The sequence below is a fragment of the Aeromonas sanarellii genome, from assembly GCF_000820085.1.
Lineage (GTDB): Bacteria > Pseudomonadota > Gammaproteobacteria > Enterobacterales > Aeromonadaceae > Aeromonas > Aeromonas sanarellii.
Map to the genome: position 1 here is coordinate 68,192 of NZ_CDBN01000094.1, position 14,139 is coordinate 82,330.

At 63.0% G+C, this 14,139-nt stretch carries 10 protein-coding genes; 5 read left to right on the forward strand and 5 right to left on the reverse strand.

The genetic code is table 11. The features are described from left to right. Nucleotides 1-125: 125 nt before the first annotated feature. The gene (locus tag BN1132_RS17925) at nucleotides 126-1,997 is read left to right on the forward strand and encodes a methyl-accepting chemotaxis protein (RefSeq protein ID WP_042079179.1); all 1,872 of its coding nucleotides are present in this window, start codon (nucleotides 126-128) and stop codon (nucleotides 1,995-1,997) included. Between the two features lie 191 nt (nucleotides 1,998-2,188). Here BN1132_RS17925 and BN1132_RS19220 read toward each other — a convergent pair whose 3' ends face one another. Then, on the reverse strand, nucleotides 2,189-4,480 hold the full coding sequence (locus tag BN1132_RS19220; protein ID WP_157005488.1) for a bifunctional diguanylate cyclase/phosphodiesterase: 2,292 nt from the start codon (nucleotides 4,478-4,480) through the stop codon (nucleotides 2,189-2,191). Nucleotides 4,481-4,656: 176 nt separating this feature from the next. Beyond that, complete coding sequence (gene gltS / locus BN1132_RS17935; RefSeq protein ID WP_042079180.1) at nucleotides 4,657-5,856, reverse strand: sodium/glutamate symporter; 1,200 nt, start codon at nucleotides 5,854-5,856, stop codon at nucleotides 4,657-4,659. A 496-nt stretch (nucleotides 5,857-6,352) separates the two neighbouring features. Between gltS and ansA the strand changes: the two genes are divergently transcribed. Then, complete coding sequence (ansA, locus tag BN1132_RS17940) at nucleotides 6,353-7,360, forward strand: asparaginase (RefSeq protein WP_042079181.1); 1,008 nt, start codon at nucleotides 6,353-6,355, stop codon at nucleotides 7,358-7,360. Between the two features lie 80 nt (nucleotides 7,361-7,440). Here the strand turns inward: ansA and BN1132_RS17945 are convergent, their stop codons facing one another. Both BN1132_RS17945 and BN1132_RS17950 read right to left on the reverse strand, forming a co-directional pair. After that, nucleotides 7,441-7,734: a YeaC family protein gene (locus BN1132_RS17945; protein WP_042079182.1), complete on the reverse strand. Its 294-nt coding sequence runs from the start codon at nucleotides 7,732-7,734 to the stop codon at nucleotides 7,441-7,443. Between the two features lie 39 nt (nucleotides 7,735-7,773). Next, a complete protein-coding gene (locus BN1132_RS17950; protein WP_042079183.1) occupies nucleotides 7,774-9,207 on the reverse strand; it encodes a glyceraldehyde-3-phosphate dehydrogenase in 1,434 nt (477 codons plus the stop codon). 210 nt (nucleotides 9,208-9,417) lie between these two features. On the opposite strand from BN1132_RS17950, the gene BN1132_RS17955 reads away from it, so the two are divergent. Together BN1132_RS17955 and BN1132_RS17960 are read left to right on the forward strand one after the other, a co-directional pair. Further along, nucleotides 9,418-10,221 carry a DUF2989 domain-containing protein gene (locus BN1132_RS17955; RefSeq protein WP_042079184.1) on the forward strand — a complete coding sequence of 268 codons (804 nt, stop codon included), beginning with the start codon at nucleotides 9,418-9,420 and terminating at the stop codon, nucleotides 10,219-10,221. Then, nucleotides 10,218-10,775 (forward strand): NUDIX domain-containing protein, encoded by a 558-nt coding sequence (locus BN1132_RS17960; protein ID WP_042079185.1) that lies wholly within the window; start codon nucleotides 10,218-10,220, stop codon nucleotides 10,773-10,775. The genes BN1132_RS17955 and BN1132_RS17960 overlap by 4 nt, the downstream gene beginning before the upstream one ends. A 65-nt stretch (nucleotides 10,776-10,840) precedes the next feature. Here the strand turns inward: BN1132_RS17960 and sppA are convergent, their stop codons facing one another. Beyond that, nucleotides 10,841-12,685 carry a signal peptide peptidase SppA gene (sppA, locus tag BN1132_RS17965; RefSeq protein ID WP_042079186.1) on the reverse strand — a complete coding sequence of 615 codons (1,845 nt, stop codon included), beginning with the start codon at nucleotides 12,683-12,685 and terminating at the stop codon, nucleotides 10,841-10,843. Nucleotides 12,686-12,991: 306 nt separating this feature from the next. On the opposite strand from sppA, the gene BN1132_RS17970 reads away from it, so the two are divergent. Beyond that, nucleotides 12,992-14,139: 2,4-dienoyl-CoA reductase FMN-binding domain-containing protein (locus tag BN1132_RS17970; RefSeq protein ID WP_042079187.1), on the forward strand; the 1,148-nt coding region annotated here is incomplete at its 3' end.

A 14,139-nucleotide genomic window follows, 5' to 3' on the forward strand; every position in this document is an offset into this window, starting at 1 on the left:
TTTCCGGGCAAAATATCGTCCGTGGCGCCATTCTCAGCTTCAGTTTTGCTCTGACTGGCCGCTAACAACATATAGTGCCGTGCACTCGAGCAATCCTGTTCCTGACCCCACAAGAAGAAAACACGATGAAAAACCTATCACTCAAGCAGAAGATACTGTTGTCTGTGGTCATCGCCCTCTCCCTGGTGATCCTGCTGCTCTCCTGGCAGAGCTATACCAGTCAGAAGTCCCTGCTGCTGCAAGGCAGTCAGGAACAGGTGCAGCGTCTTGGCAGCCAGCAGGCGGCCAGCGTCAGCGACTGGCTCGCCGCGCGCCGTGACGTGATCCAGGCCCTTGGCAACAAGGCCGGCCCCGAGCCCCTCAACGCCCTGCAACAGGCCCAGGTTTCCGGCCGCTTCCAGCTCACCTATTTCGGCGAGGGCAGCGGCAAGATGCACGACTCCGACCCCTCCATCAACCGCGACGGTTACGATCCCCGCTCCCGTGGCTGGTATCAGGAAGCCATGGCCAAGGGCGGCATGATAGTCACCAAGCCCTACCTGGACGTGGCCTACAACATCCTGGTGGTGACCCTGGCCCAGCCGGCCCAGGGCGGCGTGGTGGGGGGCGACCTCTCCATCGCCTCCCTGGTGGAGGACGTCACCAAGATGGCCCTGCCGGCGGACGGCTTCGCCATCCTGATGCACAAGGACGGCACCGTCATCGCCTACAAGGACGCGGCCAAGGCGATGAAGCCGGCCAGCGAGATCGACAACGATCTGACCAACGCCCTGATCGAGCAGAGCAAGAGCGGCAACAGCCTGGTGCCGGCCTACTTCGACAACGAGGGCCGTGACAAGCTGCTGTGGGCGGTGGATATCCCCAACACCGACTGGGAGCTGGTGCTGGTGCTGGACAAGGCGACCCTGGAGGCGCCGCTCTCCTCCCTGCTGATGACCCAGCTCGGCCTGGCCCTGCTGGTGCTGGTGGGCAGTATCCTCGCCATCTCCTGGCTGGTCAGCCTGCTGCTCGGCCCCCTCACCAAGGTTTCCCAGGCCCTGGCCCGCATCGCCGACGGTAACGGCGATCTGACCCAGCGCATCAAGATCGACGCCAACGACGAGGTGGGCCAGCTCGCCAACAGCTTCAACCGCTTCGTGGGCAGCCAGCACCAGCTGATCGGCAACATCCGCCAGCTCGCCAACGAGCTGAACGCCGATGCGGAGCGCAGCCTGGTGACCAACCAGGCCGCGGTGGAAGAGCTGCAGCGCCAGCAGCAGGAGGTGACCATGGTCGCCACCGCCGTCACCGAGATGGCGAGCGCCACCATGGAGATCGCCGGCAACGCCGAGAACACCGCCGCCGCCGCCCAGCAATCCGCCCAGAGCAGCGAGCAGGGCAAGATGCTGGTGAACCAGACCCGCCACTCCATCAACAACCTGGCGGAGGAAGTGGGTCAGGCCACCGGCGTCATCGGCGAGCTGAGTCGCCACGCTCAGGCCATCTCCGGCATCCTCTCCACCATCCAGGGCATCGCCGAGCAGACCAACCTGCTGGCGCTGAACGCGGCCATCGAGGCGGCCCGTGCCGGTGAACAGGGTCGCGGCTTCGCCGTGGTGGCGGACGAGGTGCGGGTGCTGTCCCGCCGCACCCAGGACTCCACCCAGGAGATCCAGTCCACCATAGAGACGCTGCAACAGACCACGGCCCGCGCGGTGAGCCTGATGCAGACCAGCCAGGGGCTCGCGGACAACAGCGTGAAAGACGCCGATGCTGCCGCCGCCGCGCTCGAAGAGATCACCCAGGCCGTCTCGCTGATTTCCGACATGGCGGGCCAGATCGCCACCGCCGCCGAGGAGCAGACCCAGGTGACCGGCGAAATCACCCAGAACACCACCGCCATCAAGGACGTGAGCGACGAGATCACCGCCGCCGCCATGCGCGACCTGGATCAGGCGCACAACCTCAAGGGGCGGGCCACCGACCTGAACAAGCAGGTGTCGACCTTTATCCTGTAAGACGCCAGTCGCAGCCTGTTCGAGCTGACATAAACAAGCCCCGCACTCGAGAGAGCGCGGGGCTTGTTCGTCAGGGGCTGCGGGTATGTCGTCAACGCTGCTTGCGGCGAAACGCCAGTTGTGCCTGGCGTGCTCGCCTGGGGACGCCAGCGAGCGAAGGCATCCCTTCGCTGGGCGCAGGTCTCTGTCAATCAGGCGGGGGTCTTGCCAGCTTTTAGTTCAAGCCAATGAGTCAGATCGGTTTTGTTCATGGGATGCGCGAACAGGTAGCCTTGCATCAAATGGCACCCCAACTGGTAGAGTTGCACGCGCATCTCCTCGGTCTCGACGCCTTCCGCAATGACGGGCATCTCCAGTTCGCGTCCCAGTAAAAGCGCCGCCTTGACGAGCCTTTCATCCCCTTTGAGCAGTGTCTGGGTAAAGCTGTAGTCCAGTTTGATCGCATCGATCGGCAGGGACAGCAAGCGCTCCAGGGAGGAGTAACCGGTGCCAAAGTCATCAAGATGGATTTTGAATCCCGCTTGATTCAGTGCCAGCAGTTGATCTTCCAAGCGACCGTGATTCTCGGCAAAGAGACTCTCCGTGAGTTCAAAATGGATGGAGCTCCTCGGCAACTGATGACGATCGGCCAGCTCGGCGAGTTGTGTCACCAGATCTGGCTCCATCAATTGCAGCACCGACAGATTGATGTTGATGTTCAGGTCGGGGTAGGCACATCTCAGTTCACGCAGCGTTCCCATCGCCTGGTCGGCAATCCACTTACCCAGGGGGATGATCAGTCCGGCCTGTTCTGCCAGAGGGATAAATACACTGGGGGGACAGAACCCCGTTGGGGTGGGCCAGCGGCACAGGGCTTCCACCATGGCGACGCTGCCACCTTCCACATCCACTATGGGTTGATACCAGACCTCAAATTGCCGCAGTTGCAACGCTTCCCGCAATGCCTGTTCCAGCTGCATGCGCTGTGAAAGCTGCTGATGCAGTATATCCCGATAACAGCGGTAGCAATGTTTGCCCGCCTGCTTGGCATCGTACATGGCCAGGTCGGCGTTCCGGATGAGCTCATCTGCGCTCATGGCACCATCATCGTAAGCGATTCCGATGGAGGCTCCGACCTGGATTTTTCGCCCTCCCTGCTCGATTTGCTGGCCGGATATAGTGAACATCAGACGCTCGGCGAGCGAAATGGCGCCCTCTTCCTCTCTGACCATCTTGGTGATGATGGCAAATTCGTCACCACCTATGCGAAACAGCATGTCTTCACCACGAATCACCTGCTTGAGGCGTTCTGCGATGGTTAGCAAGACCCGATCCCCTGTCTCGTGCCCCAGGCTGTCATTGAGGGTCTTGAAATCGTCCAGATCGATCATCAGCAAGGCAATGCGGCAACGGTCATGTTTGGTGAGCAGGCAGGGATGCTGATTGAGCTGCTCGCTCAAAAATTTCCGATTGCCCAATTGGGTCAGCCCATCGCGTCTGGCCTCATCGTAGAGAGCCTGCTCCGAGAGTCGGAGCTGTTCCACCATGCTATTGAGCGCCTTGGCCAGAGTATCGAACTCGGGGTTACCCGATAGAGGCCAGTGTTTGCTTGTTGGCTGCAGGCTGCTGTATTGCTCGGCCAGGCGGGTAAAAATGGTGAGCCGACGCATCACCATTCGTTCATAAATGGTAATAGTGCCCAGACCGGCGGCGATCAGGAGCAGGGTTGAGTTGATGAGTAGCATGCGATTGCTGAGCCGCTGTTGTGTCAGCAATTGGTGATCTGGGGGGATGCGCAGTATGAGCCGATTGGTATTCTCGCTGTCTGGCAGAGCGCGTTGCTCGGCAAGGGGGGCCCCCCCTGTATCTCGGAGAAACTCGATGTCCAGCTTGGTCATGTCCCGGATCTGTTGCACGCCTGTCCCATCAAGTTGGCGGATCATGGCTATCCAGCCCTCCAGCTGCGGGTTGGTGGCATCAGGGTCGTGAACAGGATGAACCGCTAGCAGGATGGGTTGCTCTTGATACCAGCCGTTCAGTGTGTATCCCCGTGTGCCTGGTGATGACCAGTAGCGGGTGAGATAGTCCTGCGTTTTGGGCCAGATGGGGTGGGTGTTGCCCAGCGTCACGTAGGTCGCTCCCCCTCTACCGATTACACGGTAGAGCGAGTGATCCGGTCTGATGAACAGGACAAAGTGGGCATTGAGGTTATCCAGTGTTCCCGCGTTGAAGTTCTCGTCGAGATAAGTGGGCAAGTTGCCATGGATAAAGCGAATGGAGTCTCGCCATTCGGCATAGTCTCGTGTGCTGATCATGAGGCTCTTGTGCATGGATTCAATGTACAGCTGGGCACGATCCAGGGCTGCTTGCTGATTATGCTCGTTTAGAATCCGGGTATTGGCAGAGAGTACGGTCGTGCTGACGCCATAGCTGATGGCTGCTGCGCATGAGATCAGCAGCAGAAGATAGAGAGACACTTTATTGCGCAGACTGTTGAGTCTCACCACATCACCTCACATTGACTACGTCGTAAGCCAATAGTAGTGGAAGGTGATCAAGGCGGTCGCTGTCTGACTCCTATTACGCAAAAAGCCCCCTCTTCGCAAAAAGAGGGGGCCTCGGTCACCAGCATCCCCCGGGTTGAGGGTTCCTGTGCCTATTGCGTCTGAGAGGACGGGAATTACAGGAAGGGCAGTGCCAGGAACAGCTTGATCACCACGGCGTTGATGATGTCGATGAAGAAGGCGCCCACCATGGGCACCACCAGGAACGCCATGTGGGACGGGCCGAAGCGCTGGGTGATGGCCTGCATGTTGGCAATTGCCGTGGGGGTGGCGCCGAGGCCGAAGCCGCAGTGGCCCGCCGCCAGCACGGCCGCGTCGTAGTTGCTGCCCATGACCCTGAAGGTGACGAACACGGCGTAGAGCGCCATCGCCACCGTCTGGGCCGCCAGCAGCACGAAGATGGGCAGGGCCAGGCTCGCCAGATCCCACAGCTTCAGGCTCATCAGGGCCATGGCCAGGAAGAGCGACAGGCTGACGTTGCCGAGCAGGGAGACCTCCCGATCGCTCACCTCGTGCCAGTTCAGCAGGGTCAGCACGTTGCGCAGCAGCACGCCGACGAACAGCACGCAGACGAAGACCGGCAGCTCCAGGGCGCCGCCCTTGAGGTAGGCGGAGAGCATCTCGCCCCCCTTCAGGCTGATGGCGATGAGCGCCAGGGTCTCGATCACGCTGAAGGTGGTCAGCGGCCGCTCCATGTCCGGCATCTCGAAGCCCTGGGGAGCATCGTCCCGGTTGTGCTCCTCGCCGGGCACCTGCACCTTCTTCACCAGATGACGGGCCACGGGGCCGCCGATCACCCCCCCCAGCACCAGGCCGAAGGTGGCGCAGGCGATGGCGAGCTCGGCGGCGGACTGCACCCCGTACTTCTCGGTGAAGATGGAGCCCCAGGCGGCCCCGGTGCCGTGGCCGCCGGACAGCGTGATGGAACCGGCCAGCAACCCCATGTGGGGATCCAGACCCAGCAGGGTGGCCAGACCCACCCCCAGGCTGTTCTGCATCAGCAGCAGGCCGGTGACCACCAGCAGGAAGGTGAGCACCGCCTTGCCGCCGCGCTTGAGGCTGGCGAGATCGGCGGAGAGGCCGATGGAGGCGAAGAAGGTCAGCATCAGCGGGGTCTGCAGGCTGGTGTCAAATTGCACCTCCAGTTGCAGGGTGGAGCGCAGCAGCAGCAGGATAAGGGCGACAACCAGGCCACCGGCCACGGGTTTGGGGATGTTGAAGGTGCGCAGCGGCCCGATCCGGTTGACCAGCAGACGGCCGAGCAGCAGCACCAGAGTGGCGGCGACCAGGGTGGTGTAGGAATCAAGTTGTAGCATTCGGTACTCCCATGTTGATCGGCTGTGTCTTTGGCGAGAAAGACGCACAGATCCAGCCGGGATGAAACAGAGTGGCGAAGGCGCCAATTACAGAGGGGGCCTGGGCCCCGTCCCACGCGAAAATGGGAACGATACGAGCCCGTCAGCGGCGGGCGTTCAGATGAGATTCTTGAGAAATCCGGCGGATATTAGCAAAAAACATCGTTTATATCCATGTTCATCACATTAATGATTAAAACAAGACGTTAACATGGAATTTAACACTGCCATGCGGAGTCCGCTGCGAAGGGCGGTGATGCAGTCGCGGCTGTCATTTGGGGCGACACTCTTTATAATTCGCCCGTTTCCAGCCCGCAGGGGGAAGCAGGAAGTGAAGGACGCGGCTGATGCCCGATATTTCCCCCTGTCCGCACCAGGATACTGGGCGTGACGAGGGAACGTGTCGGTTGAGCCCCAACATGATTTGCCGGTTTCCAGTCCACAAAGAGGAGAGGGTGTGAAGAAGTCCATCTACATCGCCTACACAGGCGGCACCATAGGGATGCAGCGTTCCGACCACGGCTATGTGCCGATGGCGGGCTTCATGGAAGACTGTCTGGCGCGGATGCCCGAGTTCCATCGACCGGAAATGCCGGATTACCATATCCACGAATATGCTCCCCTCATCGACTCTTCCGACATGACGCCGGCGGATTGGCAGCGCATCGCCGAGGACATTAAAGGCAACTACGAGCAGTACGACGGTTTCGTCATCCTGCACGGCACCGATACCATGTCGTTCACCGCCTCGGCGCTCTCCTTCATGCTCGAGGATCTGCACAAGCCGGTGATCATCACCGGCTCCCAGATCCCGCTCGCCGAGCTGCGCTCCGACGGTCAGCAGAACCTGCTGAACGCCCTCTACATCGCGGCCAACTACCCGATCCACGAGGTGACGCTGTTCTTCAACAACCAGCTCTATCGCGGCAACCGCAGCAAGAAGGTGCACGCCGACGGCTTCCACGCCTTCGACTCGCCGAACTACCCGCCGCTGCTCAACGCCGGCATCGCCATCTCCCTGGAGGCCGGTGAGCTGGGGATGCCCTCCGATCGCCCCCTGGTGCTGCACGACATCACCCCCCAGCCCATCGGTGTGGTGACCCTCTACCCCGGCATCTCGGCCGAGGTGATCGCCAACATCCTGCAGCAGCCGGTGCGTGCGCTGATCCTGCTCTCCTTCGGGGTGGGCAATGCGCCGCAGAACCCGGCCATGCTGGCGCTGCTCTCCGAGGCCTCGGCCCGCGGCGTCATCATCGTCAACCTGAGCCAGTGCCTGCACGGCAAGGTCAACATGGGGGGCTATGCCACCGGCAACGCCCTCTCCCGGGCCGGGGTCATCTCGGGCTTCGACATGACCGCCGAGGCGGCGCTCACCAAGCTGCACTTCCTGCTGAGCCAGGATCTGCCGGCCCCGCGCATCCGCGAGCTGATGCAACAGTCGCTGCGCGGCGAGCTGACCCCCTGAAGGTAAAGCTTGCTGCACAGTGCAAAGAGAGAGGGGAGCCATATTGGCTCCCCTCTGTAGTTGTTGCGGGCAGGTCAGGCTCAGTGGCTGATCTCGATACGGACTATCTCTTCCTCGTCGCGATACTGGCGCTTGAGCTCGCTCTTGCTCTTCATCACTATCTCGCCGTCACGGCCAATGTTCATGTGCTCGGGGTTCTCAAGGTGCATCGCCTGCCAGGCCATCACGGCCTGCAGGGAGGTGGCCTTCTGCTCCTCGGTGAGGGGCTTGCCGTCCGGCCATTTGCCGAGCTCGACCGCGGTCTTGAGCCGCTCGTACACCTCTTCGGGCATCTGCCTGATTGCTTGCAAAAACTCACCCTGTTGAAACGACATCCGGCCTCTCCTTGAACTATTGAGCCATAAACTGCGGGATCAGACCGGCAGATCCTGGCGGACTACGCCGGCCATCTGCTCCATCACCCGCACCACCTGACAACTGTACCCGAACTCGTTGTCATACCACACGTAGAGCACGCAGTGATCCCCCTCGGCGATGGTGGCCTGGGAGTCGACGATGCCCGCGAAGCGGGATCCCACCATGTCGGAGGAGACCAGCTCTGTACTGGCGCTGAAGTCGATCTGGCGATGCAGGGCCGAGCTCAGGGCCATCTGCTGCAGATAGGCGTTGAGGCTCTCCCGGTCGGTCGCCTGCTCCAGGGACAGATTGATGATGGCCAGGGACACGTTGGGGGTCGGCACCCGGATGGCGTTGCCGGTCAACTTGCCCTTGAGTTCCGGCAGCGCCTTGGCCACCGCCTTGGCGGCGCCGGTGCTGGTCATTACCATGTTGAGGGCCGCGCTGCGACCGCGGCGCTCGCCCTTGTGATAGTTGTCGATGAGGTTCTGATCGTTGGTGTAGGAGTGGACCGTCTCCACGTGGCCGTGGCGGATGCCGTACCTGTCCTGCATCACCTTGAGCACAGGGGTGATGGCGTTGGTGGTGCAGGAGGCGGCGGAGATGATCTTGTCATCCGGGCCTATCACCTCGTGGTTGACCCCGAACACCACGTTCTTCATCTCCCCCTTGCCGGGGGCAGTCAGCAGCACCCGGGCGGCGCCGCGCGCCTTGAGGTGCTCGGACAGGCCCGCCTCGTCGCGCCAGACGCCGGTGTTGTCGACGATCAGCGCGTTATCGATGCCGTAGGCGGTGTAGTCGATGTCGGCCGGGCTGTTTGCATAGATCACCTGGATGAAGGTGCCATTGGCGATGATGGCGCTGCGCTCCACATCCACCTCGATGGAGCCGTTGAAGGGGCCGTGCACCGAGTCGCGGCGCAGCAGGCTGGCGCGCTTCTCCAGATCCCCGTCCCGGCCGCCGCGCACGACGATGGCGCGCAGGCGCAGGGAGTTGGCGGCGCCGGTGCGCTCGATCAGCAGCCGGGCCAGCAGGCGGCCGATGCGGCCGAAACCGTAGAGCACCACGTCGGTCGGAGCGGGCACGCCCGCCCGGTTCAGGGCCGGTGCCAGCTTGGCTCGCAGATAGTCCTCGATGCCCGACTCGTCCTCATGATCCTGCCAGTAACCCACCGCCAGCTTGCCGAGATCGACTTCGGCGGCGGTCGGGTTCAGCGCGACCATGGCTTGCAGCAGGGGGAAGCTGTGCTGGATGGGGAGGGGGGTGCCCTGGTGGCGGCGAACGACCCGGTGGGCCTTGAGGATGTCGATGGTGGAGGCGTTTTGCAGGGGGCGGCCAAAGATGGTGATCTCTACCCCTTGCTGGCGGTAGAGGCGGCCTATCAAGGGTTGCATGGCTTCGGCGAGCTCCTGGCTCTCCTGCCACGCCTGCAAGTAGTGCTCGTGGGTCATTAACCAGATCCTTTATTTCACGTTGTTGAAGCAAGTTGCCTGGGCAAATTGAAATTCGTCGAATGCAGATCAGTGTAGGGCTGATGGTTTCGTTATATTATTCTGCAGTCGCGGCCTTATACGGCGCGCGCATTGTAATGGATATGTAGCCTGTTTGCTAGTTGGCGGTGGCCAGGGCGGGTTGCGATTGTTACCGACCAGACGTGAACCATGACCCTATTCCCACAGCGTCCGTTACTGCTCTCCCTCGCCTGCTGCCTGACGTTGACGGCCTGCGACGACGACAGGATCCACAACATCTGTTCCCAATCCCCGGCCCTGTGTGAGGATCTGGTGGACGACGGCTGGTGTCGCCACGAGCGCAGCGACGTCATCCGCGCCCGCTACCGCCTGCAGGAGGAGGGGACGGACAGGCGCCAGTACGAGTTGATGCGCGGACTGGAGCGCTACCTGCAGTGCGCCGAGCACTCCACCAACATCGAGTACAAGCGGGCCCGCGAGCAGAAGAGCCCCCGGGTGGAGGGCATGCTGGCCGCCGGCACCCAGCTGGAGCAGCTGGATGCGCAGACCCGCAATTCCCGGGATCCCTATCTGCTGCTCTGGCACTGGACCAACAACACCAATCCCCAGGCCCGGGCCGACTTCCTGGCGCTGGAAGGCACCCCCGCCCTCGAGGAGCCCGAACTGCAACTGGCCCTGGGGGGCATCTATGCCAAGAGCGAGCCACAGAAAGCCATCACGCTCATGCACCATGCGCTCTCCCTCTACGGGGAGGGAGACAGGGTCAACAGCCGGATCCTGACGGCCCTCAGCACCCTCTACATGGGGCAGAAGGCGTTTGATCAGGCCTACCTGTGGGGCAAGGTGAGCGAGTCCTTCCAGGAGAGCCCCGAGGTCTCCTCCACCCGGCTCGGGATCTACCACGCCATCGGCAAGGAGCAGCAGGAGAGGCTGGATCAGGCGGCCGCCACCATAGTCGAGGCGCTCAGACAAGGGAGCTACCAGGCCCCATGATACCGCTGCCATCCGGCGCCCTTGAGTGGGCCCATGCCTTCGACATCCGCCTCGTCCATGGTCAGGTCCCCTGCGAGGGGAGGGTGCTCGAGCGGACCACGGTCAGGGCCGTGGTGATGCGCGGGGATGAACTGCTGCTGGTGCATTCTAGCGTCAACGGGGATCTCATGTTCCCCGGTGGCGGCGTCGAGGCGGGGGAGTGCCACGGTGCCGCCCTGGCCCGTGAGCTGCGGGAAGAGTGCGGTGCCGAGCTGCTGGAGGTGGGGCCCCTGCTGGGAGAAACCCGGGAGTACCGCGCCGCCCGCGAGCCGGACTACGACGCCTACTGCATCCGATCGTCCTATTACCTCTGCCGGGTGGGGGAGGGGTGGAGCGAGCCCTGTCCCCAGCCTTACGAGATCCGCCTCGGCTTCGCCCCGGGCTGGTTCGCCCTGGCCGAGGCCCTGCAGACCAACAAGACCCAGCTGGCCGGCCCCTGTCCCCAGTGGACGGTGCGGGAGACCCGGGTGCTGGCCGAGCTGCACCGCTGGCATGAGTCCGGCCTGCTGGCCTGAGGCTTTCTTCTCTTCCCCCATAAAAAAAACCGCCCGAGGGCGGTTTTTTTTATGGGGGAGTCACGTCACTGGACACAGACCGGGCAGAAGGCATAGGTGCCCTGGGGATCGTTGAAGCGGGTCAGGGGATCCAGGCCGCGGTTCATCTCCAGCAGCGCCTTGCCAAAGCCCGCGGGCAGCCAGCTCTGCAGGTGCGGGGCCAGGATGCGGGCGCTGCTGTCAAACAGCTCGCGCAGGAACTTGTCCCGGGCTGACTCTTCCGGTGCTATGGGGGTGACCTGCCAGCGCTTGAGATTGGCGAGCTCGGCGGCGGCCTTGAGGGCGTCGTCCAGATTGCCGAACTCGTCCACCAGCCCCAGATCCTTGGCATCCCGACCTGTCCAGACCCGGCCCTCGGCGGCTTTCTCCGCCTCCTCCGGGCTCAGGCCGCGGCCCTTGCCCACCAGGCCGACGAAGCGCTGGTAGGTGTCTTCCACGCTGAGCTGGATGGCCTCGCCCACGTGCTCAGGCAGGGCCCGGGTCAACCCGATCCCCACGAAGTCCGTGGTGCCCACGCCGTCGGTGTGCACCCCGTACTGGGAGAGCGCCTTGTCGATGGTGGCGAACATGCCGAACACCCCGATGGAGCCGGTGAGGGTGGTGGGGGAGGCGAAGATCTTGTCCGCATCGGCGGAGATCCAGTAGCCACCGGAGGCGGCGTAGCTGCCCATGGAGATGACCACCGGCTTGCCCGCCTGTTTCAGGGCCAGCAGCTCGGCGCGGATCTGTTCTGCGGCGAAGGCGCTGCCCCCCGGGCTGTCGACCCGCAGCACCACGGCCTTCACCTGGTCGTCGCGGCGGGCCTCGGCCAGCAGATCGGCCAGGCTGTCGCCCCCTATGGTGCCGGCGGGTTGCACGCCGTCCATGATGGCGCCGCTGGCGGTGATGAGGCCCACCTCATCCTTGCCGCTCTGGGGATACTGCTCCGGAATGGCGGCCAGGTACTCCTTGAGGCCCACCCCCTTCCAGCCGTGATCATCGCTCTCGCCCACCTCCTTGATCACCGCCTGGGTCATCTCGTCGCGGGTGGCGAGCTGATCCACCAGGCCGTTGTCGAGGGCGTAGCTGGCGGCGTTGCCACCGGCCTTGCGCAGCAGCTCGAGGAAGTGATCCTTGTTGGGTGCGACCGCATCGGGCTCGATCTCCCGCTGCTCGGCCACGTCCGCCACATAGGACTGCCACAGCTGATCCAGCCAGCGCTGGTTCGCCTCCTTGCTCTCGGGGGACATCTCGTCCCGGGTATAGGGTTCGACGAAGGACTTGTAGGTGCCGACCTTGAACACGTGGGGGGTGACGTTGAGCTTCTCCAGCGCCGACTTGAAATAGGTCTGGTAGACGCCGAGGCCCTCGATCAGCACGGCACCGCTCTGGTTGAGCAGCACGTGATCGGCGTGGGCGGCGAGCAGGTAGGCTCCCTGGCTGTAGTAGTCGGCCATGGCGATGACCGGCTTGCCGCTCTCCTTGAAGGCGTCGATGGCGGCTGCCACCTCCTGCAGCTTGGAGAGGCTGGCTCCCTGCAGTCCCTGGGGCTTGAGCACCAGCGCCTTGATGCGATCGTCATCCCCGGCGCTCTTGATGGCCCACAGCAGATCGGAGAGCACTATCTCGCTCGGCTGCTCGTCGCTGCTGTCCATCTGCCGCAGCAGTTGCACGGTCGGATCGGTTTGAGTGCGCTGCTCCACCAGCACGCCGGAGAGGTTGAGGGTGAGGGCTCCCTCGATGGGGGTGTCCGGGGTCTCGCTCTGGCCGACGCTGAAGGCGATGACCAGCACGACGAGCAGAAACAGCAGGTTGACCAGCATCAACCGGGTAAAGTTGAGCAGACGCCAGAGGCTGCGAAATAGCCACCCCAGACCTTTGAAAATAGACATGGCTGCGTTGTCGCCCTGTTAATGGGTAGAGAAGGGCATTATTAACCAGTTGCACCGTTAATTGCCATTTCCCCTTGGCGACGATCGCCTGCCCCGCCTTCGGAACACGGCTGTTCGCTGAAAAAATGTCCAAACAATTGTTTGAAAAAGAATTTTTGATTCTTTACTCTAGCCCCAGTTTGATAACAAAAAATTAACTGGAGGCCCCGTGAGCCACACGCCCATCCTGCCGACGTCGCCCTGGCCTTGGGCGATGGCCGGATCAGGGCGGGGTGCCTCCAGCCCGGCCCCGACAAGGAGTTCATGATGAGCCGTTATCCCACGCTGCTGACCCCCCTCGACCTCGGCTTTACCCGGCTGCGCAACCGCGTATTGATGGGGTCCATGCACACCGGCCTCGAAGAGGAGAAGGGGGGCTTCGACAAGCTGGCCGCCTTCTACGGCGAGCGGGCCCGTGGCGGGGTCGGTCTCATCGTGACCGGCGGCATCGCCCCCAACCTGCGGGGGCGGTTGGTGCCCCATGGCACCCAGCTGAGCTTCCCCTGGCAGGTGGCCAAGCACAGGAAGGTGACCGAGGCGGTGCACCGGGAAGGGGGCAAGATAGCGCTGCAGATCCTCCATGCCGGCCGCTACGCCTATCATCCGTTCAGCCTGGCGCCGAGCGCCCTCAAGGCGCCCATCTCCCCGTTCAAGCCCCGCGCCATGAGCGAGCGGCAGATCCGCGGCACCATCCGCGACTTCGCCACCACGGCAACCCTGGCCAGGAGTGCGGGTTACGACGGCGTGGAGGTGATGGGGTCGGAAGGCTATCTCATCAACCAGTTCATCTGCGAGCGCACCAACAAGCGTACCGACGGCTGGGGCGGCAGCTTTGATAACCGGATGCGCTTCCCGGTGGAGATAGTGCGCGCCATCCGCGAGCGGGTCGGCCCGGATTTCATCATCATCTTCCGCCTCTCCATGCTGGATCTGGTGGAGCAGGGCTCGACCCTGGCAGAGGTGATTGCGCTGGGCAAGGCGCTGGAAGCGGTGGGAGTGACCCTGATCAACACCGGCATCGGCTGGCACGAGGCCCGCATCCCCACCATAGCCACCAGCGTGCCGCGCGGCGCCTTCAGCTGGGTGACCGCCGAGCTGAAGAAGCATCTCACCGTGCCCCTCATCACCACCAACCGCATCAACACGCCGGAGGTGGCGGAGCGCATCCTGGCGGGGGGCGAGGCGGATATGGTCTCCATGGCGCGCCCCTTCCTGGCGGATCCCGAGTTCGTCATCAAGGCGGCCGAAGACAGGGCGGACGAGATCAACACCTGCATCGCCTGCAACCAGGCCTGCCTGGATCACGTGTTCAAGCAGAAGCGCGCCTCCTGTCTGGTCAACCCGCGAGCCTGCTTCGAGACCGAGCTCACCTTCGGCCGGGTGCCCCAGCCCAAGAAGCTGGCGGTGGTGGGGGC

Coding starts and splice junctions, on each gene's coding strand:
- BN1132_RS17960 (WP_042079185.1), top strand. CDS start 10,218: ATGATACCGCTGCCATCCGGCGCCCTTGAGTGGGCCCATGCCTTCGAC.
- BN1132_RS17945 (WP_042079182.1), bottom strand. CDS start 7,734: ATGTCGTTTCAACAGGGTGAGTTTTTGCAAGCAATCAGGCAGATGCCC.
- sppA (WP_042079186.1), bottom strand. CDS start 12,685: ATGTCTATTTTCAAAGGTCTGGGGTGGCTATTTCGCAGCCTCTGGCGT.
- BN1132_RS17925 (WP_042079179.1), top strand. CDS start 126: ATGAAAAACCTATCACTCAAGCAGAAGATACTGTTGTCTGTGGTCATC.
- gltS (WP_042079180.1), bottom strand. CDS start 5,856: ATGCTACAACTTGATTCCTACACCACCCTGGTCGCCGCCACTCTGGTG.
- BN1132_RS17950 (WP_042079183.1), bottom strand. CDS start 9,207: ATGACCCACGAGCACTACTTGCAGGCGTGGCAGGAGAGCCAGGAGCTC.
- BN1132_RS17955 (WP_042079184.1), top strand. CDS start 9,418: ATGACCCTATTCCCACAGCGTCCGTTACTGCTCTCCCTCGCCTGCTGC.